We start from the raw sequence: 26750 nt of genomic DNA, 5'->3' as shown, positions 1-26750 counted from the left end.
GGGTTATGAGATCAACAGCCCCTGCCGTTCAATAAACCTCACGATGGTATCCAGGCCGTGGCCGGTTTTTTGATTGCTGAACACAAAGGGCTTGGCGCCGCGCATGCGCCGGGTGTCACTGTCCATCAGCTCCAGCGATGCGCCCACCAGCGGTGCGAGGTCGATTTTATTGATCACCAGCAAGTCGGATTTGCAAATCCCCGGTCCACCCTTGCGCGGCAACTTGTCCCCTGCGGATACATCGATCACGTAGATCGTCAGGTCGGACAGTTCCGGGCTGAAGGTGGCCGACAAGTTATCCCCACCCGATTCCACCAGAATCAGGTCCAGCCCGGGGAAGCGCCGGTTCAGCTGATCCACGGCTTCGAGGTTGATCGATGCATCTTCACGAATGGCGGTGTGCGGGCAGCCGCCGGTTTCTACACCGATGATCCGCTCCGGTGCCAGCGCCTGGTTACGCACCAGAAAATCGGCATCTTCGCGGGTATAAATATCGTTGGTGACCACCGCCAGGTTGTATTTGTCCCGCAGTGCCAGGCACAGGGCCAGGGTCAGGGCAGTTTTGCCGGAGCCCACCGGGCCCCCGATGCCGACCCGCAAAGGTTGTGTGTTCATTGCATTCTCCTAGGAACGAAACAGACGGCTGTACTGGCGCTCGTGGGCCATGCTCGCCAATGACAGGCCGAAAGCGGCACTGCCCAAACGGGATAAGTCGAGGTTGCTGGCGTGTTGTTGCGCCTGCTGCAGCGCCGGGGATAACTCGCTGGTCATGCGTTGAGCGGCCTGCTGGCCCAGCGGCAGGGTTTTCATCAGCACCGCCAATTGGTTTTCCAGCCAGCTCCACAGCCAGGCTGCCAGCGCGTCTGACGCACTGATGCCCCAGGCCCGGGCAGCCAGTGCCCAGCCGAGTGCCAGGTGCGGCTCGGCTTGTTGGGTGAGAAATAGCCGTGCAGGCTCATCCAGCTCGGGCAACCCCATCAGAAGTTGCTGCAGGGAGTAGCCCATTTGCCGGCTTTCCTGATGCAATTCGCGGGTTTCACGACTGGCGCGGTGTTCGTCGCAAAACTGCTGCAAGGCACTCCAGTCTTCGTCGGCCGCCGCCCGGCAATGGGCGAGCAGCAACGGAGCCTCGAAGCGCGCCAGATTGAGCAGCAATTGATCGCTGATCCAGCGGCTGGCAGTTGCCGGGCTGGATACCCGGCCATTCTCGACGGCCATTTCCAGGCCCTGGGAATAGCTGTAGCCGCCAATCGGCAGCTGTGGGCTGGCCAGGCGCAACAGCGCCCATGCCGGACTCACAAACGCACACCAAACTGATGCAGGCGCGGGGCGTAGTTGAAGTCTTCTTCGCCTGCGCGGGAATGATGATGACCGCCGCCGTAGGCGCCATGCTCCGGTTGGAACGGCGCCTCAATGGCTTCGGTCTGCGCGCCCAATTGTTCCAGCATGGCTTTGAGCACGTAGTCATCGAGCAGGCGCAGCCAGCCATCGCCGACTTGCAGGGCAACATGGCGGTTGCCCAGATGATAGGCCGCGCGGGTCAACTCAAAGGCATTGAGACAGGTCACGTGCAGCAACTTTTCGGGGCTGGCACACACCCGCACGATGCGCCCGTCCTGGGCTTGCAGAAATTCGCCGTCATGCAGGGGCGGTTGTCCGCGTTCAAGGAACAGGCCGACGTCCTCGGCGTCACTGCTAAAGCAACGCAAACGGCTTTTGCTCCGGGCTTCGAAGTTGAGGTGTAACTCAGCGCTCCACACGGGGTGGGGCTGAACTCTGCGATGAATCACCAACATCGGTAGGCTTCCTGCAATTGACAATGCCTTGATCAGAGCAAGGGGCTTGCCAACCTTGGGTTGCACAACAAAGGCGAGTGATCCTGGGAAGGGAAAGGGGCAGCGGCGAGCGATAATGGTGCGTTATGAGTTTTATTTCGCACCAACAAGGTGCGCGTCTTTACTCGGTACTGCCCAGGCCTTGCCAGTGCTTGAGCCCGATAAAGATAAAGCGCAGCTGCTGGCTGATTTTTGCCTGGGGTTGCAGGTAGTCGGGGAGCGCCTCGGCGGGCGGATCGATGACATCGGGCAAGGCCGCGAACACACTTTTAACCACCAGATCGGCAATTACCGTAAGGCCTGCGTGGTTCAAGTGCTGCAGCTTGGGCTTGGACCCGAGGTCGGCGGCCAGATCCGAGGTGATGTCTTCGCGCAGCGCCCCGATAGCCTGGCGCACTGGCTGTGAGCCGCCGTATTGCTCGCGGGCCAGAAACAGAAACTGCGAGCGGTTGGCCTGCACCACATCGAGAAAGATCCGTACCGACGCGTTGATCACACCGCCCATAAACAGTTCGTTGTGTCGCACCAGACGAATGGTTTCGCGAAAGGTCTGACCGACTTCACTGACCAGCGCCAGGCCCAGTTGGTCCATGTCGCTGAAGTGCCGATAAAAGCCGGTGGGCACTATGCCTGCGGTTTTTGCGACTTCGCGCAGGCTCAGGCTGCCAAAGCCGCGACCCGATTCCATCAAGTGGCGGGCGGCATCCATCAGCGCAAGGCGGGTTTGTTGCTTCTGTTCGGCGCGAGGCAGCATCGGAGCTGGTATTCCAGACAAGTACAGCGGCGCACTCTAGCAAATCGGCTTTGATGACGTCGAACTGCAATGGAGACTCTGCAGGAGCGAGCTTGCTCGCGAGCTCTATTACTGCGTAAACAGATCGCGAGCAATCAGTTGCCGTCGGGCTCCTGCAATCACTTGATTAGCTGGCACGTTGATTCCTTTCAGCAAGACGATCCGCGCCGCCTTCCGCCACCAGGTTGCTCTGGCGTTGAGTGCGGTCGTAGCCATCTTCAGCCACGGGGTTCTGCTGGTTCAGAGTGCGTTGTGCGCCGTCCTCAGCCACGGGATTCTGCTGGTTGAGAGTGCGTTGTGCACCGTCCTCAGCTACGCGGTTCTGCTGGTTCAGGGTGCGTTGGGCACCGTCTTCAGCCACAGGATTCAGCGGTTGGCTCAAGCTGCTGGAAGCAGGCTGCACCATGGGGGTTTGCTCGTCGTCGGCGGGCATCGCAAAGGCGTTGATGGCCAACAGTGAGAGGCCAAGACCAAGCAGTAATGGGCGTTTCATGATATCGGTGCTCCGTAGCAGGGCAATTAGTTAGTCAGGTAAGCAATGCTACGCTTGGATCTTCGATATCAAAGTTCATACGGCCAATGGTGATAATCAACACAATTGATTGTTCAGGCGCGAGTGCTCTGGCTTGCGGCTTTCGGGTGTTTTTTTCATGAAAGTCGGCCTCCGGTTAAACCTTGGGCAGTCTTTGACAGTCGTACTTTTATTAGCGTCGCAGCCATTGTAAAACGCCGCAGTTGGGACGTTCAGCCGTAATAAGGAGCCGTTAAATGACACGCACCCGTAAAGTCCTTGCCTGGATTGGCGGTATTTTGCTTCTGCTGGTGGTGGTCCTGGTGGTGATCCTCGCTACCTTCGACTGGAACCGGATCAAGCCAACAATTAATACCAAAGTGTCTGACATCCTCCATCGCCCATTTGCCATTAACGGCAACCTGGCCGTGCGCTGGCAGCGCGAAGCGGACGAGGCTGGCTGGCGTGCCTGGGTGCCTTGGCCCCATGTGATTGCCGAAGACCTGAGCCTGGGCAATCCCGAGTGGTCAAAAGAACCGCAAATGGTCGGCCTGAAGAAGGTGGAGTTGCGTCTGTCACCGCTGGCGCTGCTGACGCAGACCGTGGATATCCCGCGTATCGACCTGACCGAGCCATCGGCCAGCCTGGAGCGTCTGGCCGATGGCCGGGCGAACTGGACATTCAAGTTAGACCCCAAAGACCCGAACGAAAAACCCTCGGATTGGAAGGTGGACATTGGCGCCATAGGTTTCGACAAGGGCCATGTGACGCTCAATGACCAGACCCTCAAAACCCGTCTGGATGTAGTGATCGATCCGCTGGGCAAACCCATCCCGTTCAGCGACATCGTCGGCCAGAGCGCGGCGAAAAAAGCGCTGGAGAAAGGTTCTGCGCCACAAGACTACGCATTCGCGCTGAAGGTCAAAGGTCAGTACCACGGCCAGAACCTCGACGGCACCGGCAAAATTGGCGGCCTGCTGGCCTTGCAGGACGCGGCCAAACCCTTCCCGTTGCAGGCGCAAGTCAGCATTGCCGACACCAAAGTCGCGCTGGCCGGGACCCTGACCGACCCGCTCAACCTGGGGGCGCTGGACCTGCGCCTGAAATTGGCAGGCAGCAGCCTGGCCAACCTTTATCCACTGACCGGCGTAACCCTGCCTGACTCGCCGCCGTACTCAACCGATGGCCACCTGATTGCCAAACTGCATGAGCCGCACGGCGCAGTTTTCACTTACGAAAACTTCAACGGCAAAATCGGTAGCAGCGATATTCATGGCAACCTGAAATACGTCGCCAGCCAGCCACGGCCCAAGCTGAGCGGCGCACTGGTGTCCAATCAATTGCTGATGGCTGACCTGGCCCCGTTGATTGGCGCGGACTCCAACGCCAAGCAAAAAGCCCGTGGCGGCGACAGCAAACAACCGGCGGGCAAAGTATTGCCGGTTGAAGAGTTCCGCACTGAACGCTGGCGCGATATGGATGCCGATGTGGAATTCACCGGCAAGCGCATCGTCCAGAGTGCCGAGCTGCCGTTCACTGACCTGTACACCCATGTGGTGCTGGACAATGGCGAGCTGAAACTCGAACCACTGCGTTTTGGCGTGGCGGGCGGCAAGCTGGATGCGCAAATCAACCTCAACGGGCGCAGTACGCCGATGCTGGGGCGGGCCAAATTGACCGCGCGCAACTTCAAGCTCAAGCAGCTGTTCCCGACCTTTGAACCGATGAAAACCAGCTTTGGTGAGCTCAATGGCGATGCCACGCTGTCGGGCACCGGCAACTCGGTGGCCAAGTTACTGGGCACGGCCAATGGCGGCTTGAAGATGATCATCAATGATGGCGCCATCAGCCGCAGCCTTATGGAAATTGCCGGCCTGAACGTCGGTAACTATGTGGTGGGCAAAATATTCGGCGACGAAGACGTGAAGATCAACTGTGCGGCGGCGGACTTCGGGATCAAGGATGGTCTGGCCACTTCGCAGTTGTTTGTGTTTGATACCGAGAACGCGATCATCTACATCGACGGCACCGCCAACTTTGCCACCGAACAGCTCGACCTGAAAATCACCCCCGAGTCCAAGGGCTTGCGTTTGTTTTCGCTGCGTTCACCGCTGTACGTAAAAGGCACCTTTGGCAACCCTTCGGCGGGTGTGGAAGCGGTACCGCTGCTACTGCGCGGTGCCGGCATGGTGGCGCTGGGCGTGATTGCCGGCCCGGCGGCCGGTCTGCTGGCGTTGATCGCCCCCAGCGGCGGCGAACCCAACCAGTGCGCACCGCTGCTGCAACAGATGCAGCAGGGCAAGGTACCGAAAACGGTGAAGTAGCCCCACAAACCCTGCAGGAGCGAGCTTTTAAGATCAAAAGATCGCCAGCAAGCTCGCTCCTGCAGGCCAGTGCTGGCGGCTTGATCCAGACAAAAAAATGCCCGCCCCTCATCACATGGGGGCGGGCATTTGCATTTGCGGGTCTGTTTACAGCCCTTTGAGCAGATCCGCCATGTCATCGGCATGCTCTTCCTCTTGGGCGAGGATTTCTTCGAAAATCCGGCGTGTGGTCGGATCCTTGTCGCCGATGTACTGAATGATTTCGCGATAGCTGTCGACCGCAATGCGCTCGGCCACCAAATCTTCGTAAACCATTTCCTTCAGGTTTTTGCCCGCGACGTACTGGGCGTGGGAATTTTTCGACAGCAGGTCGGGGTTGAATTCAGGTTCGCCACCCAGTTGCACAATGCGCTCGGCCAGTTTGTCGGCGTGCTCCATCTCCTGGGTGGCGTGCTCCAGGAACTCTTGCGCGGCAACGTGGGCCTTGATCCCGGTAGCCATGAAGTAGTGGCGCTTGTAGCGCAGCACGCACACCCACTCGGTGGCCAGGGATTCGTTGAGCAGGCGAAGGATCTCTTCGCGGTTGGCGCTGTAGCCTTCAGTGACAGCACCTTCTTCGACGTTCTTGCGGGCACGTTCGCGCAGGGTCTTTTTATCGGTTAATTGCATGTCGCTCATTTCAATCTCCTTACTCATCAGGTTGCCGCCTTGCTCTGCTGGCAAGATCGGTTCACAAGTTGTGAGTTCAGCGCGAGGAGAAAGTTTTATCCGATTTTTGGTGTCTTTCTCAGGGGCGTGGTCCAGCGTTCCGAGAGGATTACCCCGGCCAGGGTCAGTGCGCCACCAATCAGGTGGTAAGCATGCAGTTGCTCTTTGAGCACCACCGCGGCAATCAGCGCCGTGATCAGCGGCAACAGGTTGAAGAACAGCGTGGTACGGCTCGGGCCCAGCACGGTGACGGCTTTCATCCAGGCCAAAGGTGCCAGCATGGAGGCCAGAATACAGGCATACAGCACCAGCCCGATGTTGTGCACCGTAAGGCCGGTCTTGGGTGACATCAGGTACAACGGCAGCAACACCACAATCGCCACCAGGATCTGCATGTACAGCATCTGCAGGGGCGGCAGGCGCAACTGCCATTTTTTCAGCAAGGTGCTGTAGATCGCATAGGCCAGGGTGGCAATCAGCATCATCGCGTCGCCCAGGTTGAGGCCGTGGTCAAGCAGGGCACTGAAGCTGCCGCTCGATACCACCACCAGCACGCCGACAAAGGATAGGATCGCGCCGACCAGGGCTCCGGCGGTAAGACGCTGCCCCAGGCTGATGATCGACATGGCCAGCACCATCAACGGCATCAACGACAGGATGATCCCCATGTTGGTGGCCGAAGTCCGGGCTGCGGCGTAGTAGGCCAGGCTTTGATAAATCGCCATGCCCAGCACGCCGAGGACAAAGATCTTGCCCAGATTGGGGCGGATTACCGACCAGTTGGCGATCACCGGTTTGAGCATGAACGGGGTGAACAGCAGGCCGGCCAGCAGCCAGCGATAGAAGCCGATCTCGGACGGGAAGATGGCGCCGACCGCGAGTTTGTTGATTACGGTATTGCCGGCCCAGATAAAAATGGCCAGTAGCGGGTAAGCGTATTGCATCAGGAACAACCACAGGGTTAATGAGCAGCGATTATCCGCCTGTCTGTCTGCAAGCCTATACTTCGATCCGGCCAATCTCCCCCTGAATCCAGACAGCATGCGCAAGAATCTGATCAACGTTCCCGAATTCGACGGCTTGCCGGCCCCGGTGTACTTCCGTTATGCCGAATTTGATGCCGACAGCCATGCTGCGCCCCATGTCCATGCCTGGGGCTCGCTGGACTATGTGGCCCACGGGGTGATGCGCTACGAGGTCAACGGCCAGCGCTTCATGTCACCGCCGCAGTACGCGGTCTGGGTCCCGCCCCATACCGAGCACAGCGCCTATAACCCGCAGGCGATTGTCTATCGTTCGGTCTACCTGGATGTCGTCCATTGCCGGCACCTGCCCAAGACTCCGGTGACGCTGGCCATCAGCGACATTCTCAAAGCCATCCTCAGCGACTTTGCCCGGCGCGACATCAACATTCCCCAAAGCGAGTCCGACAAGAGACTGGCCCAGGTTCTGGTCGATCAGTTGCGCCAGGCACCTGTGCATCAGTGCTATTTGCCTTACGCCCGTCATCCCGGCCTGCAGGTTGTCCTTGAGGCCCTGCAGAGCCAGCCCGGCGACAATCGGCCGCTTGGGCAGTGGGCCGCTCAGGTGCATGTCAGCGAGCGGACCCTGGCGCGACTGTTTGTCCGGGAACTGGGCATGAGCTTCGGCGAGTGGCGGCAACGCCTGCGGTTTCTGGCGGCGATTGAAGCGCTGGAGTCTTCGCGCAGCGTGCAGGACGTGGGTTTTGATCTGGGCTACAGCACCTCATCGGCGTTTATCGCCATGTTCGCCCGTCAGGCCGGCTGCACGCCGGAGCAATATCGGCGTCAGGCCCGGGGCGTGATGTAACAGAGTTTGTCTACACTCCAGAGCAGTCCGCTGCCACTCGGTGCGGCCATAAGGAGAAAACTCCATGACGAAGCTGCGTATTCCTCTGCTGATGATGGGCTTGTTGCTGTGCTCCCAGGGTTTTGCGGCCACGGCCCAGCAAAACAAAATGACCACCTGCAATGCCGATGCGAGTGCCAAGGCCCTCAAGGGCGATGAGCGCAAAGCGTTTATGAGCACTTGCCTTAAAGCCGCCCCGGCGGCCCCTGCGACTCAGCAGGAAAAAATGAAAACCTGTAACGCCACTGCCGGCACCCAGGCCCTCAAAGGCGATGCACGCAAAGCTTTTATGAGCGATTGCCTGAAGAAGAAATAAAGCCCCCGGCAGCAACGGGCTTGCTCGCGACGCCTGCAGATCCGCTGCAATCGCGGGCAAGCCGCGCCTGCAGGTAGCAGGGCAACGTCACAACTTCTAGTGCTGCCCGCTGAAGGCTGGCAGACTGCCTGTCCTTTCGCGCTGCTTGTTTTGAGGCTGTATGCCATCGTTTTCTCAGCGTCACATTTTGTTCGCCAGTTACCTCATCATCGCTGGCGGCTTGTTGCTGGTTTTTCCGTTGCGCCTGTTGCCCAGCCTGCTGGCCGGGTTGCTGGTTTACGAACTGGTCAACATGCTCACGCCACAACTGCAGCGGCTGATCGCCGGGCGCCGGGCGCGCTGGCTGGCGGTGGCATTGCTGGGCACTCTGGTGGTCAGCGTGCTGGCGTTGATTTTTGCCGGCGCCATCAGCTTCTTGCTGCACGAAGCAGAAAACCCCGGGGCATCGCTGAATAAATTCATGGTCGTGGTCGACCGGGCGCGGGGTCAATTGCCGCCGTTTCTGGACAGCTATCTGCCGGCCAGCGCGGCCGAGTTCAGGGTGGCGATCGGCGAATGGGGCAACAAACACCTCAGCGATCTGCAACTGGTGGGCAAAGACGCCGCGCACATGTTCGTGACGTTGCTGATTGGCATGGTGCTGGGCGCCATCATCGCGTTGCAGCGCATCCCGGATGTCAGCCGTCGCAAGCCCCTGTCAGCCGCGCTGTTCGACCGTTTGCACCTGCTGGTGCAGGCGTTTCGCAACATCGTGTTTGCGCAGATCAAAATCGCGCTGCTCAATACCGTGTTCACCGGGGTGTTTCTGGCGGTGATCCTGCCGCTGTTCGGCGTGCATTTGCCGCTGACCAAAACCCTGATTGTGCTGACCTTCCTGCTGGGGCTGCTGCCAGTGATAGGTAACCTGATCTCCAACACCCTGATCACCATCGTCGGCTTGTCCCTGTCGATCTGGGTCGCGGTAGGGGCTCTGGGCTATCTGATCGTTATCCACAAGCTGGAATACTTCCTCAATGCCAAGATCGTTGGCGGCCAGATCAGTGCCAAATCCTGGGAGCTACTGCTGGCGATGCTGGTATTCGAGGCAGCCTTCGGCCTGCCGGGGGTGGTGGCCGGGCCGATTTACTATGCGTATCTGAAGAGTGAGCTCAAGCAGATGGAGCTGGTCTAACCCGCAATCCCTAGTCGCTGCCGCAGGCTGCGGCAGCGATAAGGGTGTGGTTTTAGCCGTAACGCTTTTTGGCTTCAATCGCCAAACCGCTGCCGATGCTGCCGAAGATGTTGCCTTCGACGTGATGGGCGTTGGGCAGCATGGCCGCGACGCTCTGGCGCAGCGCCGGAATACCGCTCGAGCCGCCGGTGAAGAACACCGTATCCACCTGCTCGACACCCACGCCCGCACTGCTGAGCAAGTCAGTCACGCTGTTGCGGATGCGCTCCAGCTGGTTGTCGATGGAGGCTTCAAACAGCGCCCGGCTCAGTTCGACACTTAGCCCCGGTTCTACCCGGTCCAGCGGCACATGGCGGCTCTGGGCGTGGGTCAGTTCGATTTTGGTTTCTTCGATTTCCATCGCCAGCCAGTGACCGGCGCGCTGTTCGATCAACTTGAACAAGCGGTCAATCCCGCCGGTATCGACGATGTCGTAGCGCATGCTGTTCAGCGCGATCTGGGTTTTCTGTGCATACACCGAGTTGATGGTGTGCCAGGTCGCCAGGTTCATGTGATGACTGGTGGGCATGTAGGCCCCGCTTTTCATCCGGCTACCGTAGCCGAACAGCGGCATGACCCCTTGCAGGCTCAGTTGCTTGTCGAAGTCGGTACCGCCCACGTGCACGCCGCCCGTGGCCAGGATGTCGTCCTGGCGGTGGTCCATGCCACGGCGCTCAGGGGACAGGCGCACCAGCGAGAAGTCGGAGGTACCACCGCCGATATCGACAATCAGCACCAGCTCTTCGCGCTGGATGGTCGACTCATAGTCGAACGCTGCGGCAATGGGCTCGTACTGGAACGAGACTTCCTTGAAGCCGATGGCGCGGGCCACGTCGGTCAGGGTGTTCTCGGCTTCCTGGTCGGCCAGCGGATCGTCATCGACGAAATACACCGGGCGGCCCAGCACCACTTCTTCAAATTCACGGCCCGCGGTCGCTTCGGCGCGCTTTTTAAGCTGGGCGATAAACAGCCCCAACAGGTCCTTGAACGGCATGGCCGTGCCCAAAACGCTGGTGTCGTGCTTGATCAGCTTGGAACCCAGCAGGCTCTTGAGCGAGCGCATCAGGCGGCCTTCGTAGCCTTCCAGATACTCATGCAGCGCCAGACGGCCATACACCGGGCGGCGCTCTTCAATGTTGAAGAACACTACGGAGGGCAGGGTGATCTTGTCGTCCTCCAGCGCGATGAGGGTTTCCACGCCTGGGCGCAGCCAGCCGACGGTGGAGTTGGACGTGCCAAAGTCGATGCCGCAGGCACGTGCTGGAGTGGCGCTTTTCATGTCTTTCGAGTTCCGGTTAAAAAACGGCCGCGCAGTGTATGCCAGACGCTCGCAGAATCGAAGCGCGACGATTCTTTAAATCGCAGGTTTTAATCCCCTTGAAAGACTATCCTTCACCCCCAAACTTCCAGACATTGGTTTGGCGGTCTTAAGGCTGCCGATAAACTTTTGCAGCGCTGGTCAGTCACAGGATTGAGATCGGTCAACCCCCGGGCCGGTTAACCAGAGCATTCTGGGTGGCTTCGAGCTGCGCGATATTGATAACGGATGGTGATCCTTACATGGACTTCAAAGACTATTACAAAATCCTGGGTGTCGAGCCCACGGCTGACGATAAGGCGATCAAGACCGCTTATCGCAAGCTCGCGCGCAAGTATCACCCGGATGTGAGCAAGGAAAAGGACGCCGAGGAGAAATTCAAGGATGTCAACGAAGCGTATGAAGCCCTGAAAAGTGCCGACAAGCGCGCCGAATACGACGAAATGCGCAAGTACGGTCAACATGGGCAGCCATTCCAGGGGCCGCCGGGCTGGCAAGGGCACTCGAGCGGTGGTTTCGAGGATCAGGGCGATTTTTCAGACTTTTTCAGCTCGATCTTCGGTTCGCGCGGTAATGGCTTCGGCGGCCAGAGCGGCCGCAGTGCGGGACGTCGTGGACAGGATGTAGAAATGGAACTGCCGATTTTCCTTGAAGAAACCCTGTCCGGCGAATCGAAGCAGATCAGCTTCCAGATTGGCGGCGCCAACAAGACCCTTAACGTGAAAATCCCGGCCGGTGTCACCGACGGTGAGCGCATCCGCCTTAAAGGGCAGGGCGGTCCGGGCGTGGGTGGCGGTGCCAATGGCGATCTATACCTGATCATCCGCTTTGCTCCGCATCCGAAGTTCGATGTTGAAGGTCATGATCTGGTGATCACGGTGCCAGTGGCGCCGTGGGAAGCTGCTCTGGGGGCCAAAGTGGCCGTGCCGACCCTGACCAGCAAAATCAACCTGACCATCCGTCCGGACAGCCAGAGCGGTCAACGCTTGCGCATCAAAGGCCATGGCCTGGCGAACAAGCAAGGCGAGCGTGGTGATTTGTATGCCCAATTGAAAGTGGTCATGCCGAAACAGAGCGACGAGGCCACAAAAGCCCTGTGGCAAGACCTGGCCGACAAATCGGCATTCGATCCGAGAGCCCAATGGAGTAACTGATCATGAGCAGCACCCTGATCGTTCAGCTGGACATGGAAAGGTTCTGCGAAGAGGCCGGCATCCCGGCCACTTACGTGATAGAGATTGTCGAACACGGAATTATCGAACCTCAGGGCCGCACGCCGGACGTGTGGCGTTTTGAAGACTACGAGCTGGCCATCGCACAGCGTGCGACCAAGCTGCACCACGACCTGGAGATGGAGTGGGAAGGCGTCGCACTGGCGCTGGACCTGATCGAGGAAGTGCAGCAATTGCGGGCCGAGAACCAGCGGCTCAAGCAGCAACTGGGCCGCTTTGTCGGCGACCTGTAGCCGCGACCGTACTGTAGGAGCGAGCTTGCCTCGCGATCTTTTCAGATAGCTGTTCACAGTAGCGTGCAGCACGCCAGATACAGATCGCGAGGCAAGCTCGCTCCTACGGGTTTTTTATTTGTCAGATCTGTTTGGGCAACACCACGGTAAACGTCGTGCCCTCGGCTTCGGTCGAGGACACTTCGATGCTGCCATGGTGCGCGTCTACCACTTCCTTGACGATGAACAAGCCCAGGCCAAGGCTGGTGGACGCGCCCGGGTGGCCAATGTCTTCGCTCGGGCTGCGTACCAACGGGTCGAACAGGGTGGCCAGCGCCTCCTCTGCAATCGGGGTGCCGTTGTTGTGCACCCGCAGGGTCACGTGGTCGTCAGTTCCGTTCAGGATCAGGGTCACCGCGCCTTCGCTGGCGCCATGCTGCAACGCATTGCCGATCAGGTTCTGCAGCAACTGGTCGAGGCGTCGAGGGTCCCAGTGGCCTTCAACATTGCCGTTAACCTGCAAGCTCTGCTCACACTTGGGGTGTCCGGCGCCGGCCTGGTCCAGTGCGGTCTGACAAGCCTGGGCCAGGTTCATGGCGCAGGGTTCCACAGGCAACTGCGTACCCAGGCGGCTGCGCACAAACTCCAGCAGATCACTGACCATCGCCTGCATGTGGCGCGCCCCGGTCTTGATCGCCTTGACGTAATTCAGGGCGTTGGCATCCAGGGTAATTTTGCGTTCCAGCATTTCGGTGGACATGCTCACCGCTTGCAACGGCGCGCGCAGGTCATGGCCCAGAATCGCCAGGAAGATATCCCGCGAGCGGTTGACCTGCTCGGCGTAGGCCTCGGTGGATTCGGCCAGCGCCTCATCAATGGCCTCATTGAACCGGATCATGTCCTGCAAGTAGCTCAGCTCCAGAGTTTCGAGGCTGGCGACCCACAAGCGGATCACGCAGGCGCGCAAGTGCCGGAACTCGGAGGTCATCTGCACCAGATCAAAGCCCACGGTATGGCGCAGTTCGCCATGGCTGGCGGCGGCAACGTCCAGGCTCGGGGTTTTTTCCGGCCCTTCGCCCTCGGCCTTGGCCTGTTGTTCGCTGGCGGTTTGCGCGGTGTTCATGTCCCGCGCAGCGGCCAGCAGAATGGCCTTGGCATGATCGCGCAGGGCCACGCTGTCCATTGATTCGGCAGCCGGGGTGATGGTTTCGGCGAACTGCTCCCATTCATCGACGATACGATCAGCGTTGTGCACGATGAATTCAGATAGGCGCATAGCCAGACCCTGCTGCAAGAGCGATAGTAATTAAGGTGTCGCATCTTAGCCCCTAACGACAGCTTTCTATACAACCGCTTGCCGGTACAGTCCCCGCCAGCCAGGGGAACTGCCCGCAGCCTTCAAAACAGAAAATAGCGCTGTGCCATCGGCAATACATCAGCGGGTTCGCACCACAGCAGCACCCCGTCGGCCTTGACTTGATAGGTCTGCGGATCGACTTCGATTTCGGGCAGGTAACCGTTGTGAATCAGATCGGTTTTCTGTACTTCGCGACAGCCTTTGACCACCGCGATTTGCTTCTTCAGCCCCAGTGCCGCGGGTACCCCGGCATCCGCCGCCGCCTGGCTGATAAAGGTCAGGCAGGTGGCATGCCGCGAGCCGCCGTAGCTGGCAAACATCGGGCGGTAGTGCACCGGCTGCGGGGTAGGGATCGACGCATTCGGATCACCCATCAGGCTCGAGGCAATCGCCCCGCCCTTGAGAATCAGGGTCGGCTTGACCCCGAAGAACGCCGGTCGCCAGAGCACCAGGTCGGCCCACTTGCCCACCTCGATCGAGCCCACTTCATGGCTGACACCGTGGGTGATCGCCGGGTTGATGGTGTATTTGGCGATGTAGCGTTTGGCGCGAAAATTGTCATTGCCCGGTGCGTCTTCGGGCAGCGGGCCGCGCTGTTTCTTCATCTTGTCGGCGGTTTGCCAGGTACGGGTGATGACCTCGCCGACCCGGCCCATGGCCTGGCTGTCGGAGCTGATCATCGAAAACGCGCCGAGGTCGTGCAGGATGTCCTCGGCGGCGATGGTTTCACGACGGATACGGCTTTCAGCGAAGGCCACATCCTCGGCGATGCTCGGGTCGAGGTGATGGCAGACCATCAGCATGTCGAGGTGCTCGTCGATGGTATTGCGGGTAAACGGCCGGGTCGGATTGGTCGAGCTGGGCAATACATTGCTCAGGCCGCAGGCCTTGATGATATCCGGGGCATGGCCGCCACCCGCGCCTTCGGTGTGATAGGTGTGGATGGTGCGGCCCTTGAATGCGGCCAGGGTGGTTTCGACAAAGCCCGACTCGTTCAGCGTGTCGCTGTGAATCGCCACTTGCACGTCATACAGATCGGCCACGTTCAGGCAGTTGTCGATGGCCGCGGGCGTAGTGCCCCAGTCCTCGTGCAGCTTGAGACCGATGGCCCCGGCTTCGACCTGCTCGATCAGCGGTTGCGGCAGGCTGGCGTTGCCCTTGCCGGTAAAGCCCATGTTCATCGGGAATGCATCGGCGGCCTGCAGCATGCGCGCCATGTGCCACGGCCCCGAGGTGCAGGTGGTGGCATTGGTCCCGGTGGCCGGGCCGGTGCCACCGCCGATCATGGTGGTGACCCCGCTGTTCAATGCCTCTTCGATCTGTTGCGGGCAGATGAAGTGGATATGGGTGTCGATACCGCCAGCCGTGAGGATCATGCCTTCGCCGGCGATCACTTCAGTACTGGCGCCGATGGCGATGGTCACGCCGGGCTGGATATCCGGGTTGCCGGCTTTGCCGATGGCGTGGATCCGGCCGTTTTTCAGGCCCACGTCGGCTTTGACGATGCCCCAGTGATCGATGATCAGGGCGTTGGTAATCAGCGTGTCCACCACCTCGCTGGCGAGCAACTGGCTTTGGCCCATGCCGTCGCGGATCACCTTGCCGCCGCCGAACTTCACTTCTTCGCCGTAGATGGTGAAGTCCTGCTCGACCTCGATCCACAGCTCGGTGTCGGCCAAGCGGATCTTGTCGCCAACGGTAGGGCCGAACATGTCGGCGTAGGCCTGGCGGGAAATTTTCATAGTGAGTTCCTAAATATATAAACCATCCCCCAATCCCTGTAGGAGCGAGCTTGCTCGCGAGCCCTTGAGCGCTCTTGAGAAAAAGCTCGCGAGCAAGCTCGCTCCTACAGGGGATTAGGGGATTGGGGTTAATCCAGATTGCCCATGACCCGGCCGGCAAAGCCGAACACCCGGCGCAGCCCGGCCAGTTCCACCAGTTCCACTTCGCGGGTCTGCCCCGGCTCGAAACGCACGGCGGTGCCCGCCGGGATATTCAGGCGCATGCCACGGCTGTCAGCACGGTTAAACATCAGGGCATCGTTGGTTTCGAAAAAGTGATAGTGCGAACCCACCTGGATCGGGCGGTCGCCACGATTGGACACGCTGAGGCTCAGGGTCCGACGGCCGACATTCAGCTCGATGTCACCGGCTGCAATGCGGTATTGGCCGGGAATCATTGCGGCTCACTCAAGGTTTTGTAGTAGATGGCCGTAGGGCTGTAGTGACCGTCGGGGCTGCGGCAATAGTTGGGTAGCTCGCCGACCCGGGTGTAACCCAGGGCACTGTAGAAGTTTTCTGCGGGCGAGCCGGCCTCGGTGTCCAGGTGCAGCAAGCCGCGCTTTTTTGCCCGCGCCCCTTGCTCCAGGGCGTGGATCATTATCTGGCCCAGACCACGGCGCCGGGCTTCGTTGAGCACCAGCAGTTTCTGGACCTCGGCACGGTTGAGCCCGTTGCGCTTCTGGCACAGGGCAAGTTGCACGCTGGCCAGCACCCGGCCGTCTTCAATCAACACCCACAGGAGCAGAGTGCCTTGCTCCAGCTGGGCCTGTACTTCGTTGAAATAGTGGCTGGCCTGGGGCAGGTCCAGATCGTCCATGAATCCCACGGAGGCGCCGTAGCGCACAGCATCCAGCAGCAAGGTAATCAGCCCGTCGCGATATTCGGCAAAACTGCGGGCGGTTAGCTGCAGCACTTGTTCATTATTCATTTGCCGCACTCCTGTGGCGGCAGCGCGCCGGGGTTGAGCATCAGTTGCATAAAGGTCAGGTCCAGCCAGCGGCCAAACTTGATCCCGACTTGGGGCATGCGCCCGCCGGTGACAAAACCCAGCTGTTTATGCACATGGATCGAGGCCGCATTGCCGCTCTCGATGGCCGCCACCATCACGTGCTTGCCGCACGCTCTGGCACGTTCAATCAGCGCTGCCAGCAATTGCGGTCCGAGGCGTTTGCCCCGTTGTTCGGGATGCACGTACACCGAATGTTCGACGGTATGGCGGAACCCTTCAAAGGGGCGCCAGTCGCCAAACGAGGCGTAACCCAGAGTCAGATTGCGCTCATCGACTATCACCAGCACCGGATAGCCCTGGGCCTGGCGGGCAGCGAGCCATTGCTGACGATTGGCCAGGTCGACGGTTTGCTCGTTCCAGATTGCGAGGGTGTTGAGCACCGCATCGTTGTAGATATCGAGAATCGCTGGCAGGTCAGCCGCGACGGCATCACGAATTAGGTAAGACATGCAGCAGCCTCAGGCGATGGGTTGGTGGACGGTGACCAGCTTGGTGCCATCCGGGAAAGTGGCTTCGATCTGGATGTCGGGGATCATTTCCGGAATGCCTTGCATCACTTGTTCGCGGGTCAGCAGGGTGGTGCCGTAGTGCATCAGCTCGGCGACGGTACGGCCGTCTCGGGCGCCTTCGAGCAGGGCGGCTGATATATAGGCGATGGTTTCCGGGTAGTTAAGCATCACCCCGCGTGCCAGCCGTCGCTCGGCCAGCAGTCCGGCGGTAAAGATCAGCATCTTGTCTTTTTCGCGTGAGGTCAGGTCCATGGTGGGTCCGTTGTTAAATTAAGGATTATTGGTCGAGGACCTCTGTGGGGGCTGGCAAGCCAGCTCCCACAGAGGTCCTCAAAAAAATCGCGACGGCTCTCAGGTACTCCAGATCCTCGGGGCCAGTGCCTCACGGCCCAACAATGCCGGGCGCAGCAGGCGCCACAGCTCGATCAGCCAGGCGCGGGCCTGCAAGGCTTCTACCGCCAGGCAGCGTGCGACCACTAACCCCGGCAGCTGGGTCAGGTCACCGCGTACCGGGTTGGGCAGGTCGCGACAGGTTTGCAGCAGCTCGGCACTGATTTCCCCGGTCACCAGCAATGTCGCGAACACCGGGTTGCCGTCCAGTCCGATTGGCGAATCCAGCAAGCCGTCGCCGCCGATAACCCGCTGGCGCTCATGCCAGAGCAACTGGCCGTCACGGCGAATATCCAGCTGTGATTGAAAATGCCCTTGCTCAAAACGCTCACCACTGGCCAGTCGTCCCAGCGCCACCATGTCCCAGTAAAACAGGCGCCCGTCGCCTTCAAGCTCAATGCGCGTCGTCAGTTCGGCCCGGGCGTCGCTGAACACTATGGTTTCCTGCGGCAGCCATTCCAGGGTCGCACCGGCGGCCACGTTCAGGGTCAGGCTCTGGTACGCCGGGCCGGCCGCGCGATACCACTTGGCGGCACCGGGGCTGGTGAGTTGCGCCCAGGCATCCGGGCCGACACTGGCGCAGATGTTCAACCGGTCGCCGCCGGCAATGCCGCCGGGCGGGTGAACAATGATGTGCTGGCACACCTCGGGGCCTTCGGCATACAGGTGCTTCTGCACCCGCAACGGACCGACATGGCGGCGCTGGGTAGGGCGCGTACTGTCGCCAAAACGGCCATAGCCCAGCTCCAGCTCGGCGTGCCAGATGGGGGTGAACAATGCGGGGTTGGCAGGCAGGTTCATAGGTCGGCTTTTTCATCAAAAAGAGTTACAGACTAAATCGTCACCAGTCCACGCACACCCTCTGTTTGCATATTTTCACCACGGCCCTGTTGCACGATTTCGCCTCTGGACATCACCAGATACTGGTCCGCCAGTTCTTCGGCAAAGTCGTAGAACTGCTCCACCAGCAGGATGGCCATATCGCCCCGGGCAGCGAGCATCTTGATCACCGCGCCGATCTCCTTGATCACCGATGGTTGAATCCCTTCGGTCGGCTCATCGAGGATCAGCAGGCGCGGGCGGCTGGCAAGCGCGCGGCCGATCGCCAGTTGTTGCTGCTGGCCGCCGGACAAATCGCCGCCGCGCCGATGCTTCATTTGCAGCAACACCGGGAACAGTTCATAGATAAATCCGGGTACTTCCCGGGCCTGGGAACCGGGGAAGCGGGACAGGCCCATCAACAGGTTTTCCTCCACCGTCAGGCGCCCGAAGATCTCCCGGCCCTGGGGCACATAAGCGATCCCGGCGTGAACCCGCTGGTGGGGCTTGAGCGTGGTAATGGGCTTGTCCTCCCAGGTCACGCTGCCTTCCCTGACGGCCAGTAAACCCATCAGGCACTTGAGCAATGTGGTCTTGCCCACGCCGTTACGGCCCAGCAGGCAAGTGACTTCGCCGACTTTGACCTCAAACGACAGGCCGCGAAGAATGTGGCTGCCACCGTAGAACTGATGCAGATTTTGTATTCGTAGCATCGTGAATCCCCTAATACCCTGTGGGAGCTGGCTTGCCAGCGATTGCAGCGGGGCGTTAGCGGCCCAGATAGACCTCGATCACCCGTTCATCCGCCTGCACCTGTGCCAGCGAGCCTTGCGCCAGAACGCTGCCCTGGTGCAACACGGTGACGTGGTCGGCAATCGAACCGACAAACCCCATGTCGTGTTCCACCACCATCAGCGAGTGTTTGCCGGCCAGGCTTTTGAACAGCTCGGCGGTGAATTCGGTTTCGGCATCGGTCATGCCCGCCACCGGTTCATCCAGCAGTAACAGTTGCGGGTCTTGCACCAGCAGCATGCCGATCTCCAGAAACTGTTTCTGGCCATGGGACAGCAACCCCGCCGGGCGCCGGGCCGAGGTGCTCAGGCGAATGGTCTCCAGTACTTCAGCTATGCGATCCCTTTGCTCACCCGTGAGTCTGGCGCGCAGGCTGGCCCACACCGACTTGTCGGTTTTTTGCGCCAGCTCCAGGTTTTCGAACACGCTCAGGGCTTCAAACACCGTGGGTTTCTGGAACTTGCGGCCAATCCCGGACTGGGCGATCTGTACTTCGCTCATCTGCTGCAGGTCCAGGGTTTCGCCGAACCAGGCCTGACCTTCGCTGGGGCGGGTCTTGCCGGTGATCACGTCCATCATGGTGGTCTTGCCTGCGCCATTGGGGCCGATGATGCAGCGCAACTCGCCGACGCCTATGTACAGGTTGAGGTTGTTCAGGGCCTTGAAACCGTCAAAGCTGACGCTGATGTCTTCCAGCGTCAGGATGGTGCCGTGGCGGGTATTGAGGCCGGTTCCCGCAGCCTGGCCCAGACCTATGGCGTCGCGGCTGCTGCCGGCATCCTTGTTTGGATCGAATGCGGGTTCGAGCATAAATTCCGCCGTTGCAGTGATTCTCATTGTTCGCCCCTTTTCTTCAGCAGGCCGATCACGCCTTTGGGCAGGTACAGGGTCACGACGATAAACAGCGCGCCGAGGAAGAACAGCCAGTACTCGGGGAAGGCTACGGTGAACCAGCTCTTCATGCCGTTGACCACGCCCGCGCCCAGCAACGGGCCGATCAGGGTGCCACGCCCGCCGAGGGCTACCCACACGGCAGCTTCTATGGAGTTGGTGGGCGACATTTCCCCGGGGTTGATAATGCCCACTTGCGGTACATACAACGCTCCGGCCAGGCCGCATAAAACAGCACTGAGTACCCAGACGAACAGCTTGAAACCGCGGGGGTCATAGCCGCAAAACATCAGGCGGTTTTCGGCGTCGCGCAATGCGGTCAGCACCCGCCCGAATTTACTGCGCGCCAGGCGCCAGCCGAGAAACAGGCTGGCCACCAGCAACATCACGGTGGCGAAGAACAGTGCCGCGCGGGTGCCGGGCTCGGTGATGCCAAACCCCAGAATGCTGCGGAAGTTGGTGAAGCCGTTGTTGCCGCCAAAACCGGTCTCGTTGCGGAAAAACAGCAGCATCCCGGCGAAGGTCAGGGCCTGGGTCATGATCGAGAAATACACGCCCTTGATCCGCGAACGGAAGGCAAAAAAGCCGAACACCAGCGCCAGCAAACCGGGGGCCAGCACCACCAGGCACATGGCCCACCAGAAATGCTCGGTGCCGGTCCAGTACCAGGGCAATTCGGTCCAGGACAGAAAGGTCATAAAGGCCGGTAACTCATCGCCCGAAGCCTGGCGCATCAGGTACATGCCCATGGCGTAGCCGCCCAGGGCGAAGAACAGGCCGTGGCCCAGCGACAGCAGGCCGGCGTAGCCCCAGACCAGATCCAGCGCCAGGGCAACGATGGCGTAACAGAGGATCTTGCCCGTCAGCGTCAGGGTATAGGCCGAGACCTGGAACGGGCTGTCGGCAGGCAGCAGCGACAGCAGCGGCAGGGCCAGCAGCACCAGTAATACCAGGCCGCCGACAGTGGCGGTCACGGCCGGCCCGGCCTTTTGCGTGGCAGTAAGCAGCAGAGGCTGATTCATCAGTCGATCACCCGTCCTTTGAGCGCGAAGAGGCCTTGCGGACGCTTCTGGATAAACAGAATGATCAGCCCCAGGATCAGGATTTTGCCCAGCACGGCGCCGATCTGCGGTTCAAGAATCTTGTTTGCGATACCCAGGCCGAAGGCCGCGTACACCGTGCCCGCCAGTTGGCCGACACCGCCCAGCACCACCACCAGGAACGAGTCGATGATGTAGCCCTGGCCCAGGTCAGGGCCGACGTTGCCAACCTGACTCAAGGCCACCCCGCCGAGCCCGGCAATCCCCGAGCCGAGGCCAAAGGCGAGCATGTCGACCCTGCCGGTGGGTACGCCGCAGCAAGCCGCCATGTTGCGGTTCTGGGTGACCGCACGCACATTCAGGCCCAGCCGGGTTTTGTTCAGCAGCAACCAGGTCAGCAACACCACGGCCAGGGCGAAGACGATAATCACCAGGCGGTTGTACGGCAGCACCAGGTTGGGCAGCACTTGCAGCCCGCCCGAGAGCCAGGCCGGGTTGGCCACTTCGACGTTTTGCGCGCCGAACAGCACCCGCACCAATTGAATCAGGATCAGGCTGATGCCCCAGGTGGCGAGCAGGGTTTCCAGCGGCCGGCCATAGAGGTGGCGAATGATGGTGCGCTCCACAAGCATGCCCACGCAGGCCGTGACAAAGAACGCCACGGGCAGCGCCAGCAGCGGGTAGAACTCGATGGCGCCGGGGGCGAAGCGCTGAAACAGCAACTGCACGCAGTAGGTCGAGTAGGCGCCGAGCATCAGCATCTCGCCATGGGCCATGTTGATCACCCCGAGCAGGCCGAAGGTGATGGCCAGCCCCAGGGCTGCCAGCAACAGAATCGAGCCCAGGGACAAGCCGCTGAAGGCCTGGCCCAGCAAGTCACCGATCAGCAGTTTGCGTTTGACCTGGGCCAGGCCGGTTTCGGCGGCGATGCGTACCTTGGCGTCGGTTTCGACCCCGTCCTGCAGCAGGGTTTCGAGGCGGGTGCGGGCCAGGGGTTCGCCGGTTTCACCCAGCAGGTGCACGGCTGCCAGACGCACTGCCGGGTCGGGGTCCACCAGTTGCAGGTTGGCCAGTGCCAGGCTCAGGGCGCTATGTGCAGTACTGTCGGTTTCGCCGGCCAGTTGCCGGCCGAGGAAGGCCAGTTGTGCCGGTTTGGCGGATTTTTGCAGTTGCAGGGCGGCCGCCAGACGCAGTTTCGGGTCTGGAGCGAGCAATTGCTGACTGGCCTGGGCGGTCTCAATCAAACCGCGCAAACGGTTATTCAGGCGCAGGGTTTTGCTTTGCCCGTCGACGCTGATCTGACCTTGTTGCAGGTCGTTGATCAGCGCTGCGCGTTCAGCTGTCGGTTGTGCCGCCCAGCTTTCCAGCAGTTGGGCCTGGCGGGAATTGTCGGCCGCTGCGAAGTCGCCGGCATCGTCGGCGTACGCCCCCGGGGGCAGCAACAGCAGGCAGGCGAAGATAAAACGGTAAAGGGCAGTTGGCATAGACAGGGCCTTTTTCCTGCAGGAGCGAGCTTGCTCGCGAGCAAGCTCGCTCCTGCAGAGGTTGTGTTATTGGCTTTAGTTGCTCTTCACTGCGTAATCCGGCTTTTTGTCATTGCCCGGGATATACGGGCTCCAGGGCTGGGCGCGGATCGGCTCCTTGGTCTGCCACACCACGTTGAACTGACCGTTATCTTCGATCTCGCCGATCATCACCGGCTTGTGCAGGTGGTGGTTGGTCTTGTCCATGGTCAGGGTGTAGCCCGACGGCGCGGCGAATGTCTGGCCGGCCATGGCTTCCCGGACTTTATCGACATCGGTGGACTTGGCTTGCTCTGCCGCCTGCGCCCACATGTGGATACCGACGTAGGTGGCTTCCATCGGGTCGTTGGTCACGGCCTTGTCCGCACCCGGCAGGTTGTGGGCTTTGGCGTAGGCTTTCCAGTCGGCGACGAACTTCTGGTTCACCGGGTTGTGCACCGACTCAAAGTAGTTCCAGGCCGCGAGGTTGCCCACCAGCGGTTTGGTGTCGATGCCGCGCAGTTCTTCTTCGCCCACCGAGAATGCAATCACCGGCACGTCGGTGGCCTTCAGGCCCTGGTTGGCCAGCTCTTTATAGAACGGCACGTTGGAGTCGCCGTTGACCGTGGAGATCACCGCCGTCTTGCCCCCGGCGGAGAATTTTTTGATGTTGGACACTATGGTCTGGTAATCGCTGTGGCCAAACGGGGTGTAGACCTCTTCGATGTCCTTGTCGGCCACACCTTTGGAATGCAGGAAGGCCCGCAGGATCTTGTTGGTGGTGCGCGGGTACACGTAGTCGGTGCCCAGCAACACGAAGCGCCTGGCGCTGCCGCCGTCCTCGCTCATCAAATACTCGACCGCCGGAATGGCTTGCTGGTTAGGTGCGGCGCCGGTGTAGAAGACGTTGGGCGACATCTCTTCGCCTTCGTATTGCACCGGGTAAAACAGCAGGCCGTTGAGCTCTTCAAATACCGGCAACACCGATTTGCGCGACACCGAGGTCCAGCAGCCGAAGACCACGGCGACCTTGTCCTGGGTCAGCAACTGGCGACCCTTTTCTGCAAACAGCGGCCAGTTGGACGCCGGATCGACCACCACCGCTTCGAGCAGCTTGCCGTTCACGCCGCCTTTGGCGTTGATCTCGTCGATGGTCATCAGCGCCATGTCCTTGAGCGACGTTTCGGAAATCGCCATGGTTCCGGACAACGAATGCAAAATCCCCACCTTGATGGTCTCGGCGGCTTGCACCGTCCAGGTCATGCCCATGGCGGCAATGGATGCCGTGAGGGTGAAAGCTTTGAGCAAGCTGCGACGCTTCATGGGGCGATCTCCAGATGTCTGATTTTTCTAATGGGTCGACGGGGACACTGGGAAGGTCTATAGCAAGGGCTGTGCCGAAGTGGTGCGCAGGCTCTGGAACGGGGCTCAAGGGCGAATTTTGAGGTGTCGGCGCACCAGTGCGGCGCCTGAAGACGGTTTTGGTGCGCGGCCTGCGCCGTGTTGGTGCTACGGGAAGGGGGGTTAGCGCTTGCGCATCAGCCCTATAAAGAACAGGCCGCCAATCGCCGCCGTGGCCACGCCGATGGGCAGGTCTTCAGGGGCGATCAGGGTGCGCGCGGCAACGTCCACCCAAACCAGGAACACGCTGCCCAGCAGTGCTGACACCGGCAGCAAACGCCGGTGCTCGGCCCCCACCAGACGCCGGGCAATGTGCGGAATCATCAGCCCGACAAAGCCGATCGAGCCGCTGATAGCCACCAGCACTCCGGTCATCAGGGAGGCGATCAAAAACACCTTGAGCCGCACATTGCGTGCGTTCAGGCCCAGGGTGACGGCGGTTTGCTCGCCCGCCATCAAGGCGTTGAGCGGGCGGGCCATGCCCAGCAGCAGTACCAGCCCCAGCAGCACCACGGTGCTGGGCACCAGCAGCAGTTCCCAGCGCGCCAGCCCCAGCCCGCCAAGCATCCAGAACAGTACGGCGGAGCTGGCGCGATGGTCGCCCAGAAACAGCAGGGTATTGGCGATGGCCATCATCACGAACGACACGGCCACCCCGCACAGCAGCAACCGGTCACTGTCCAGGCGGCCCTGGCGGCTGGCGATGGCCAGCACCAGAACCATGCTCAGCAACGCACCGATAAAGGCCGCGATGGGCAAGGTCAGCAGGCCGACGATCTGGCCCACGTGCAGCACCACAATCACCGCCCCCAGTGTGGCACCGCTGGTCCCGCCCAGCAGGTGCGGGTCAGCCAGCGGGTTACGGGTCACGGCTTGCAGCACCGCGCCGATCAATGCCAGCCCGGCCCCCACCAGCGCCCCGAGCAGCATGCGCGGCACGCGGATCAGCCACACGATATGTTCCTGCCCGGCGCTCCAGCTGACCTCACCGATACCGAACAGTTTGTTGAGCAATATGTGCCACACCACGTCCACTGGCACCCGCGCCGGGCCGAAGCCCAGGGAAATCACGCACGACACCAGCAGCAGGGCGCCGAGACAGGCCAGCAGCAGGGCGTAGCGGCGAGTCATCATTGGGGGTGGAAACCTTTGGCCAGGGTTTCGATGGCCAGCACGTTGTCGATGCCGGGGGTGGCTTGCACGTAAGGGATGACGATGAAGCGTTTGTTGCGAATCGCGTCGACCGATTGCAGGGCCGGGATGGTTTCGAGGAAGCGCTGTTTCTGTTCGGCGCTGACTTCGCTGTAATCGACGATGACGATCACTTCAGGGTTGCGCTCGACCACGGTCTCCCAGTTGATACGGGTCCAGCTGGCGTCGATATCACTGAGGATGTCGTTGCCGCCTGCGGCTTCGATCAGTGCGTGGGGAATGCCCAGCTTGCCCGAGGTCATGGCACGGTCTTCACCGCTGTCGTACAGGAATACCCGTGGCTTTGCCCCGGGCAGGTTCTTTTGCACGGTGGCGATTTTTTCCTGCATCTGAGCGATCAGCGTGTTGGCGCGGTCTTGCACGTCAAAAATTTTGCCCAGGTTGCGCAGGTCGTTGTAAGTGTCTTCCATGCTGGCGGGCGGGCGCTTCATCACGAAGGCGCAGGACTCGGTCAGCTCGTACACGTTAATGCCCAGCGGGGTCAGGGTTTGCGGCGTGAGGTCGCCGCCGACGCGCATGCCGTAATCCCAGCCGGCAAAGAAGAAGTCGACGTTGGCGTTGAGCAGGGTTTCCACCGAGGGGTACTTGCTCGCCAGCTCCGGCAGGCCATCGAGAATCACCTTCATCCCGGGCGTCACCGCCTTCCAGCCACTGATGCCGCTGTAGCCGACCATGCGCGGCTTGAGGCCGAGGGCGAGCATCATTTGCGTCATGTTGATGTCATGGCTGACTGCGTGTTCGGGTGCCTGGTTGAAGGTCACCTCGCGGTTGCAGCTGGTAATGGTCAGCGGGTATTTGCTGGCTTCGGCCCGGGCCCATGGGGCAGCGGACAATGCGCACAGGCAGAGGGCGAGGCGGATCAGTTTCATGCTTGGGTTATCCAGGTAATGCGCGGGTAGCCGGACAGCGGATGGTCGTCGATCAGCGCGTCGACGCCAAACACGTCGCGCAACAGGTCGACGGTCAGCACCTCGCGCGGGGTGCCGCTGGCGATGATCCTGCCGTGGTCGATCACGTACAGCCGGTCGCAAAAGGCCGCGGCCAGATTGAGGTCGTGGATGCTGGCCAGGGTTCCGATGTTCAGGCGTTTGACCAGTTGCAGCAGCTCCAGCTGGTAGCGCGGATCGAGATGATTGGTCGGCTCGTCGAGGATCAGCAGTTCGGGTTGCTGGGCCAGGGCCCGGGCCAGAATCACCCGCTGCTTTTCACCGCCGGACAGGGTGGCGAATGCGTGGTCTTCGAAGCCCTGCAGGCCAACGGATTCGAGGGCTTTTTTCGCCAGCTCGCGGTCGGCCTCGGTATCGCCGTCGAACAGGCCTTTATGGGGGGTACGGCCCATGGCGACCACTTCATCGACGGTCAGGCCAAAGGCGTCCGGAAATTCCTGCAACACCACGGCGACGCGTTGGGCGCACCAGCGTGGCGATTGCTGCCAGAGGTTGTGCGCACCGAGGTGAACCTGGCCCGACTCGGGTTTGCTGAAGCGATAAGCGCAACGCAGCAGGCTGGTTTTACCGCTGCCGTTGGGCCCGATCAGCCCCACGAACTCGCCTGCGGCCACGTGCAGATTGGCATCACGCAGCTGGAACTGGTGATGACAGTGGCCGTGGCCCAGCGGGGTCCAGGCAAGTTGAGTGAGGGTGAGGCGGGTCATAAAATTCCGGTGTTGATCTGATCTCTGCAGGAGCGCGCTTGCTCGCGAGCTTTTTCACGGCTCGC

29 protein-coding genes are annotated in these 26750 nt (G+C 60.7%); 6 read left to right on the top strand and 23 right to left on the bottom strand.

The genetic code is table 11. The annotated features are described in order from the left end of the window. Positions 1 to 3: 3 nt before the first annotated feature. The 5 genes from ureG to JQ848_RS20270 all read right to left on the bottom strand — a co-directional run bounded on the left by ureG (position 4) and on the right by JQ848_RS20270 (position 3121). A complete protein-coding gene (ureG, locus tag JQ848_RS20290) occupies positions 4 to 615 on the bottom strand; it encodes an urease accessory protein UreG (RefSeq protein ID WP_003439087.1) in 612 nt (203 codons plus the stop codon). A 9-nt stretch (positions 616 to 624) separates the two neighbouring features. Beyond that, complete coding sequence (locus tag JQ848_RS20285) at positions 625 to 1299, bottom strand: urease accessory protein UreF (protein ID WP_003439089.1); 675 nt, start codon at positions 1297 to 1299, stop codon at positions 625 to 627. Then, positions 1296 to 1796: an urease accessory protein UreE gene (gene ureE / locus JQ848_RS20280; RefSeq protein ID WP_003439091.1), complete on the bottom strand. Its 501-nt coding sequence runs from the start codon at positions 1794 to 1796 to the stop codon at positions 1296 to 1298. The genes JQ848_RS20285 and ureE overlap by 4 nt, the downstream gene beginning before the upstream one ends. Before the next feature lie 160 nt (positions 1797 to 1956). Continuing rightward, positions 1957 to 2589 (bottom strand): TetR family transcriptional regulator, encoded by a 633-nt coding sequence (locus JQ848_RS20275; protein WP_003439093.1) that lies wholly within the window; start codon positions 2587 to 2589, stop codon positions 1957 to 1959. A gap of 166 nt (positions 2590 to 2755) precedes the next feature. Then, positions 2756 to 3121, bottom strand: a complete 366-nt coding sequence (locus JQ848_RS20270; protein WP_003439095.1) for a hypothetical protein — start codon at positions 3119 to 3121, stop codon at positions 2756 to 2758. A 275-nt stretch (positions 3122 to 3396) separates the two neighbouring features. Here JQ848_RS20270 and JQ848_RS20265 point away from each other — a divergent pair, with 275 nt between their 5' ends. Then, on the top strand, positions 3397 to 5463 hold the full coding sequence (locus JQ848_RS20265; protein ID WP_202211077.1) for an AsmA family protein: 2067 nt from the start codon (positions 3397 to 3399) through the stop codon (positions 5461 to 5463). A 147-nt stretch (positions 5464 to 5610) separates the two neighbouring features. Here JQ848_RS20265 and JQ848_RS20260 read toward each other — a convergent pair whose 3' ends face one another. Together JQ848_RS20260 and JQ848_RS20255 are read right to left on the bottom strand one after the other, a co-directional pair. Next, positions 5611 to 6141 carry a ferritin-like domain-containing protein gene (locus tag JQ848_RS20260; RefSeq protein WP_003439105.1) on the bottom strand — a complete coding sequence of 177 codons (531 nt, stop codon included), beginning with the start codon at positions 6139 to 6141 and terminating at the stop codon, positions 5611 to 5613. An 86-nt stretch (positions 6142 to 6227) separates the two neighbouring features. Then, a complete protein-coding gene (locus JQ848_RS20255; RefSeq protein ID WP_003439107.1) occupies positions 6228 to 7115 on the bottom strand; it encodes a DMT family transporter in 888 nt (295 codons plus the stop codon). Between the two features lie 97 nt (positions 7116 to 7212). Between JQ848_RS20255 and JQ848_RS20250 the strand changes: the two genes are divergently transcribed. The 3 genes from JQ848_RS20250 (at position 7213) to JQ848_RS20240 (ending at position 9527) form a co-directional block, all read left to right on the top strand. Next, complete coding sequence (locus JQ848_RS20250) at positions 7213 to 8001, top strand: AraC family transcriptional regulator (RefSeq protein ID WP_010656246.1); 789 nt, start codon at positions 7213 to 7215, stop codon at positions 7999 to 8001. A 64-nt stretch (positions 8002 to 8065) separates the two neighbouring features. Then, positions 8066 to 8356 carry a PsiF family protein gene (locus tag JQ848_RS20245; protein ID WP_003439112.1) on the top strand — a complete coding sequence of 97 codons (291 nt, stop codon included), beginning with the start codon at positions 8066 to 8068 and terminating at the stop codon, positions 8354 to 8356. 160 nt (positions 8357 to 8516) lie between these two features. Continuing rightward, on the top strand, positions 8517 to 9527 hold the full coding sequence (locus JQ848_RS20240; RefSeq protein WP_003439115.1) for an AI-2E family transporter: 1011 nt from the start codon (positions 8517 to 8519) through the stop codon (positions 9525 to 9527). A gap of 52 nt (positions 9528 to 9579) precedes the next feature. Here the strand turns inward: JQ848_RS20240 and JQ848_RS20235 are convergent, their stop codons facing one another. Beyond that, on the bottom strand, positions 9580 to 10845 hold the full coding sequence (locus tag JQ848_RS20235; RefSeq protein WP_003439118.1) for an Hsp70 family protein: 1266 nt from the start codon (positions 10843 to 10845) through the stop codon (positions 9580 to 9582). Between the two features lie 281 nt (positions 10846 to 11126). Here JQ848_RS20235 and cbpA point away from each other — a divergent pair, with 281 nt between their 5' ends. Next, positions 11127 to 12038 (top strand): curved DNA-binding protein, encoded by a 912-nt coding sequence (cbpA, locus tag JQ848_RS20230; protein WP_003439123.1) that lies wholly within the window; start codon positions 11127 to 11129, stop codon positions 12036 to 12038. A gap of 2 nt (positions 12039 to 12040) precedes the next feature. Beyond that, positions 12041 to 12349, top strand: coding sequence for a chaperone modulator CbpM (locus JQ848_RS20225; protein WP_003439125.1), 309 nt, complete (start codon positions 12041 to 12043; stop codon positions 12347 to 12349). Between the two features lie 121 nt (positions 12350 to 12470). On the opposite strand, the gene JQ848_RS20220 is transcribed toward JQ848_RS20225, so the two are convergent. From JQ848_RS20220 to JQ848_RS20150, 15 genes are all read right to left on the bottom strand, one after another. Beyond that, positions 12471 to 13604 (bottom strand): sensor histidine kinase, encoded by a 1134-nt coding sequence (locus JQ848_RS20220; RefSeq protein ID WP_003439128.1) that lies wholly within the window; start codon positions 13602 to 13604, stop codon positions 12471 to 12473. A 122-nt stretch (positions 13605 to 13726) separates the two neighbouring features. Beyond that, a complete protein-coding gene (gene ureC, locus JQ848_RS20215) occupies positions 13727 to 15427 on the bottom strand; it encodes an urease subunit alpha (protein ID WP_003439130.1) in 1701 nt (566 codons plus the stop codon). A 128-nt stretch (positions 15428 to 15555) separates the two neighbouring features. Beyond that, positions 15556 to 15864, bottom strand: a complete 309-nt coding sequence (locus JQ848_RS20210) for an urease subunit beta (protein WP_003439131.1) — start codon at positions 15862 to 15864, stop codon at positions 15556 to 15558. Beyond that, the gene (locus JQ848_RS20205; RefSeq protein ID WP_202211076.1) at positions 15861 to 16394 is read right to left on the bottom strand and encodes a GNAT family N-acetyltransferase; all 534 of its coding nucleotides are present in this window, start codon (positions 16392 to 16394) and stop codon (positions 15861 to 15863) included. Before JQ848_RS20205 ends, JQ848_RS20210 begins: the two co-directional genes overlap by 4 nt. Then, the gene (locus JQ848_RS20200; protein ID WP_003439134.1) at positions 16391 to 16924 is read right to left on the bottom strand and encodes a GNAT family N-acetyltransferase; all 534 of its coding nucleotides are present in this window, start codon (positions 16922 to 16924) and stop codon (positions 16391 to 16393) included. Before JQ848_RS20200 ends, JQ848_RS20205 begins: the two co-directional genes overlap by 4 nt. A gap of 9 nt (positions 16925 to 16933) precedes the next feature. Further along, positions 16934 to 17236, bottom strand: a complete 303-nt coding sequence (gene ureA, locus JQ848_RS20195; protein ID WP_003439136.1) for an urease subunit gamma — start codon at positions 17234 to 17236, stop codon at positions 16934 to 16936. Between the two features lie 99 nt (positions 17237 to 17335). Further along, complete coding sequence (locus tag JQ848_RS20190; protein WP_202211075.1) at positions 17336 to 18175, bottom strand: urease accessory protein UreD; 840 nt, start codon at positions 18173 to 18175, stop codon at positions 17336 to 17338. Positions 18176 to 18207: 32 nt separating this feature from the next. After that, the gene (urtE, locus tag JQ848_RS20185) at positions 18208 to 18906 is read right to left on the bottom strand and encodes an urea ABC transporter ATP-binding subunit UrtE (RefSeq protein ID WP_010656243.1); all 699 of its coding nucleotides are present in this window, start codon (positions 18904 to 18906) and stop codon (positions 18208 to 18210) included. A gap of 55 nt (positions 18907 to 18961) precedes the next feature. After that, complete coding sequence (gene urtD / locus JQ848_RS20180; RefSeq protein WP_010656242.1) at positions 18962 to 19822, bottom strand: urea ABC transporter ATP-binding protein UrtD; 861 nt, start codon at positions 19820 to 19822, stop codon at positions 18962 to 18964. Beyond that, the gene (gene urtC, locus JQ848_RS20175; protein WP_003439149.1) at positions 19819 to 20898 is read right to left on the bottom strand and encodes an urea ABC transporter permease subunit UrtC; all 1080 of its coding nucleotides are present in this window, start codon (positions 20896 to 20898) and stop codon (positions 19819 to 19821) included. The genes urtD and urtC overlap by 4 nt, the downstream gene beginning before the upstream one ends. Then, on the bottom strand, positions 20898 to 22400 hold the full coding sequence (gene urtB / locus JQ848_RS20170; protein ID WP_202211074.1) for an urea ABC transporter permease subunit UrtB: 1503 nt from the start codon (positions 22398 to 22400) through the stop codon (positions 20898 to 20900). Before urtB ends, urtC begins: the two co-directional genes overlap by 1 nt. A 75-nt stretch (positions 22401 to 22475) precedes the next feature. Then, positions 22476 to 23741 (bottom strand): urea ABC transporter substrate-binding protein, encoded by a 1266-nt coding sequence (gene urtA, locus JQ848_RS20165; RefSeq protein ID WP_003439155.1) that lies wholly within the window; start codon positions 23739 to 23741, stop codon positions 22476 to 22478. 201 nt (positions 23742 to 23942) lie between these two features. After that, positions 23943 to 24953 (bottom strand): FecCD family ABC transporter permease, encoded by a 1011-nt coding sequence (locus JQ848_RS20160; RefSeq protein WP_202211073.1) that lies wholly within the window; start codon positions 24951 to 24953, stop codon positions 23943 to 23945. Then, positions 24950 to 25900 carry an ABC transporter substrate-binding protein gene (locus JQ848_RS20155; RefSeq protein WP_202211072.1) on the bottom strand — a complete coding sequence of 317 codons (951 nt, stop codon included), beginning with the start codon at positions 25898 to 25900 and terminating at the stop codon, positions 24950 to 24952. Before JQ848_RS20155 ends, JQ848_RS20160 begins: the two co-directional genes overlap by 4 nt. Beyond that, positions 25897 to 26685, bottom strand: a complete 789-nt coding sequence (locus tag JQ848_RS20150) for an ABC transporter ATP-binding protein (RefSeq protein WP_003439163.1) — start codon at positions 26683 to 26685, stop codon at positions 25897 to 25899. Before JQ848_RS20150 ends, JQ848_RS20155 begins: the two co-directional genes overlap by 4 nt. Positions 26686 to 26750: the final 65 nt, after the last annotated feature.

Source organism: Pseudomonas paraversuta (assembly GCF_904067025.1).
Lineage (GTDB): Bacteria > Pseudomonadota > Gammaproteobacteria > Pseudomonadales > Pseudomonadaceae > Aquipseudomonas > Aquipseudomonas paraversuta.
Note: the sequence above shows the minus strand (reverse complement) of the source record. Positions and strands in the feature narration are given on the sequence as shown.

Excerpts from the sequence above, each read along its gene's own strand:
- cbpA (WP_003439123.1), top strand. The coding sequence starts at position 11,127 with ATGGACTTCAAAGACTATTACAAAATCCTGGGTGTCGAGCCCACGGCT.
- JQ848_RS20150 (WP_003439163.1), bottom strand. The coding sequence starts at position 26,685 with ATGACCCGCCTCACCCTCACTCAACTTGCCTGGACCCCGCTGGGCCAC.
- urtD (WP_010656242.1), bottom strand. The coding sequence starts at position 19,822 with ATGAGAATCACTGCAACGGCGGAATTTATGCTCGAACCCGCATTCGAT.
- urtA (WP_003439155.1), bottom strand. The coding sequence starts at position 23,741 with ATGAAGCGTCGCAGCTTGCTCAAAGCTTTCACCCTCACGGCATCCATT.
- JQ848_RS20275 (WP_003439093.1), bottom strand. The coding sequence starts at position 2,589 with ATGCTGCCTCGCGCCGAACAGAAGCAACAAACCCGCCTTGCGCTGATG.
- ureA (WP_003439136.1), bottom strand. The coding sequence starts at position 17,236 with ATGGACCTGACCTCACGCGAAAAAGACAAGATGCTGATCTTTACCGCC.
- JQ848_RS20245 (WP_003439112.1), top strand. The coding sequence starts at position 8,066 with ATGACGAAGCTGCGTATTCCTCTGCTGATGATGGGCTTGTTGCTGTGC.
- ureG (WP_003439087.1), bottom strand. The coding sequence starts at position 615 with ATGAACACACAACCTTTGCGGGTCGGCATCGGGGGCCCGGTGGGCTCC.
- JQ848_RS20200 (WP_003439134.1), bottom strand. The coding sequence starts at position 16,924 with ATGTCTTACCTAATTCGTGATGCCGTCGCGGCTGACCTGCCAGCGATT.
- JQ848_RS20240 (WP_003439115.1), top strand. The coding sequence starts at position 8,517 with ATGCCATCGTTTTCTCAGCGTCACATTTTGTTCGCCAGTTACCTCATC.
- JQ848_RS20250 (WP_010656246.1), top strand. The coding sequence starts at position 7,213 with ATGCGCAAGAATCTGATCAACGTTCCCGAATTCGACGGCTTGCCGGCC.
- JQ848_RS20205 (WP_202211076.1), bottom strand. The coding sequence starts at position 16,394 with ATGAATAATGAACAAGTGCTGCAGCTAACCGCCCGCAGTTTTGCCGAA.
- urtB (WP_202211074.1), bottom strand. The coding sequence starts at position 22,400 with ATGCCAACTGCCCTTTACCGTTTTATCTTCGCCTGCCTGCTGTTGCTG.
- urtC (WP_003439149.1), bottom strand. The coding sequence starts at position 20,898 with ATGAATCAGCCTCTGCTGCTTACTGCCACGCAAAAGGCCGGGCCGGCC.
- urtE (WP_010656243.1), bottom strand. The coding sequence starts at position 18,906 with ATGCTACGAATACAAAATCTGCATCAGTTCTACGGTGGCAGCCACATT.
- JQ848_RS20190 (WP_202211075.1), bottom strand. The coding sequence starts at position 18,175 with ATGAACCTGCCTGCCAACCCCGCATTGTTCACCCCCATCTGGCACGCC.
- JQ848_RS20260 (WP_003439105.1), bottom strand. The coding sequence starts at position 6,141 with ATGAGCGACATGCAATTAACCGATAAAAAGACCCTGCGCGAACGTGCC.
- JQ848_RS20155 (WP_202211072.1), bottom strand. The coding sequence starts at position 25,900 with ATGAAACTGATCCGCCTCGCCCTCTGCCTGTGCGCATTGTCCGCTGCC.
- JQ848_RS20160 (WP_202211073.1), bottom strand. The coding sequence starts at position 24,953 with ATGATGACTCGCCGCTACGCCCTGCTGCTGGCCTGTCTCGGCGCCCTG.
- JQ848_RS20265 (WP_202211077.1), top strand. The coding sequence starts at position 3,397 with ATGACACGCACCCGTAAAGTCCTTGCCTGGATTGGCGGTATTTTGCTT.
- JQ848_RS20225 (WP_003439125.1), top strand. The coding sequence starts at position 12,041 with ATGAGCAGCACCCTGATCGTTCAGCTGGACATGGAAAGGTTCTGCGAA.
- JQ848_RS20235 (WP_003439118.1), bottom strand. The coding sequence starts at position 10,845 with ATGAAAAGCGCCACTCCAGCACGTGCCTGCGGCATCGACTTTGGCACG.
- ureE (WP_003439091.1), bottom strand. The coding sequence starts at position 1,796 with ATGTTGGTGATTCATCGCAGAGTTCAGCCCCACCCCGTGTGGAGCGCT.
- ureC (WP_003439130.1), bottom strand. The coding sequence starts at position 15,427 with ATGAAAATTTCCCGCCAGGCCTACGCCGACATGTTCGGCCCTACCGTT.
- JQ848_RS20255 (WP_003439107.1), bottom strand. The coding sequence starts at position 7,115 with ATGCAATACGCTTACCCGCTACTGGCCATTTTTATCTGGGCCGGCAAT.
- JQ848_RS20210 (WP_003439131.1), bottom strand. The coding sequence starts at position 15,864 with ATGATTCCCGGCCAATACCGCATTGCAGCCGGTGACATCGAGCTGAAT.
- JQ848_RS20220 (WP_003439128.1), bottom strand. The coding sequence starts at position 13,604 with ATGCGCCTATCTGAATTCATCGTGCACAACGCTGATCGTATCGTCGAT.
- JQ848_RS20270 (WP_003439095.1), bottom strand. The coding sequence starts at position 3,121 with ATGAAACGCCCATTACTGCTTGGTCTTGGCCTCTCACTGTTGGCCATC.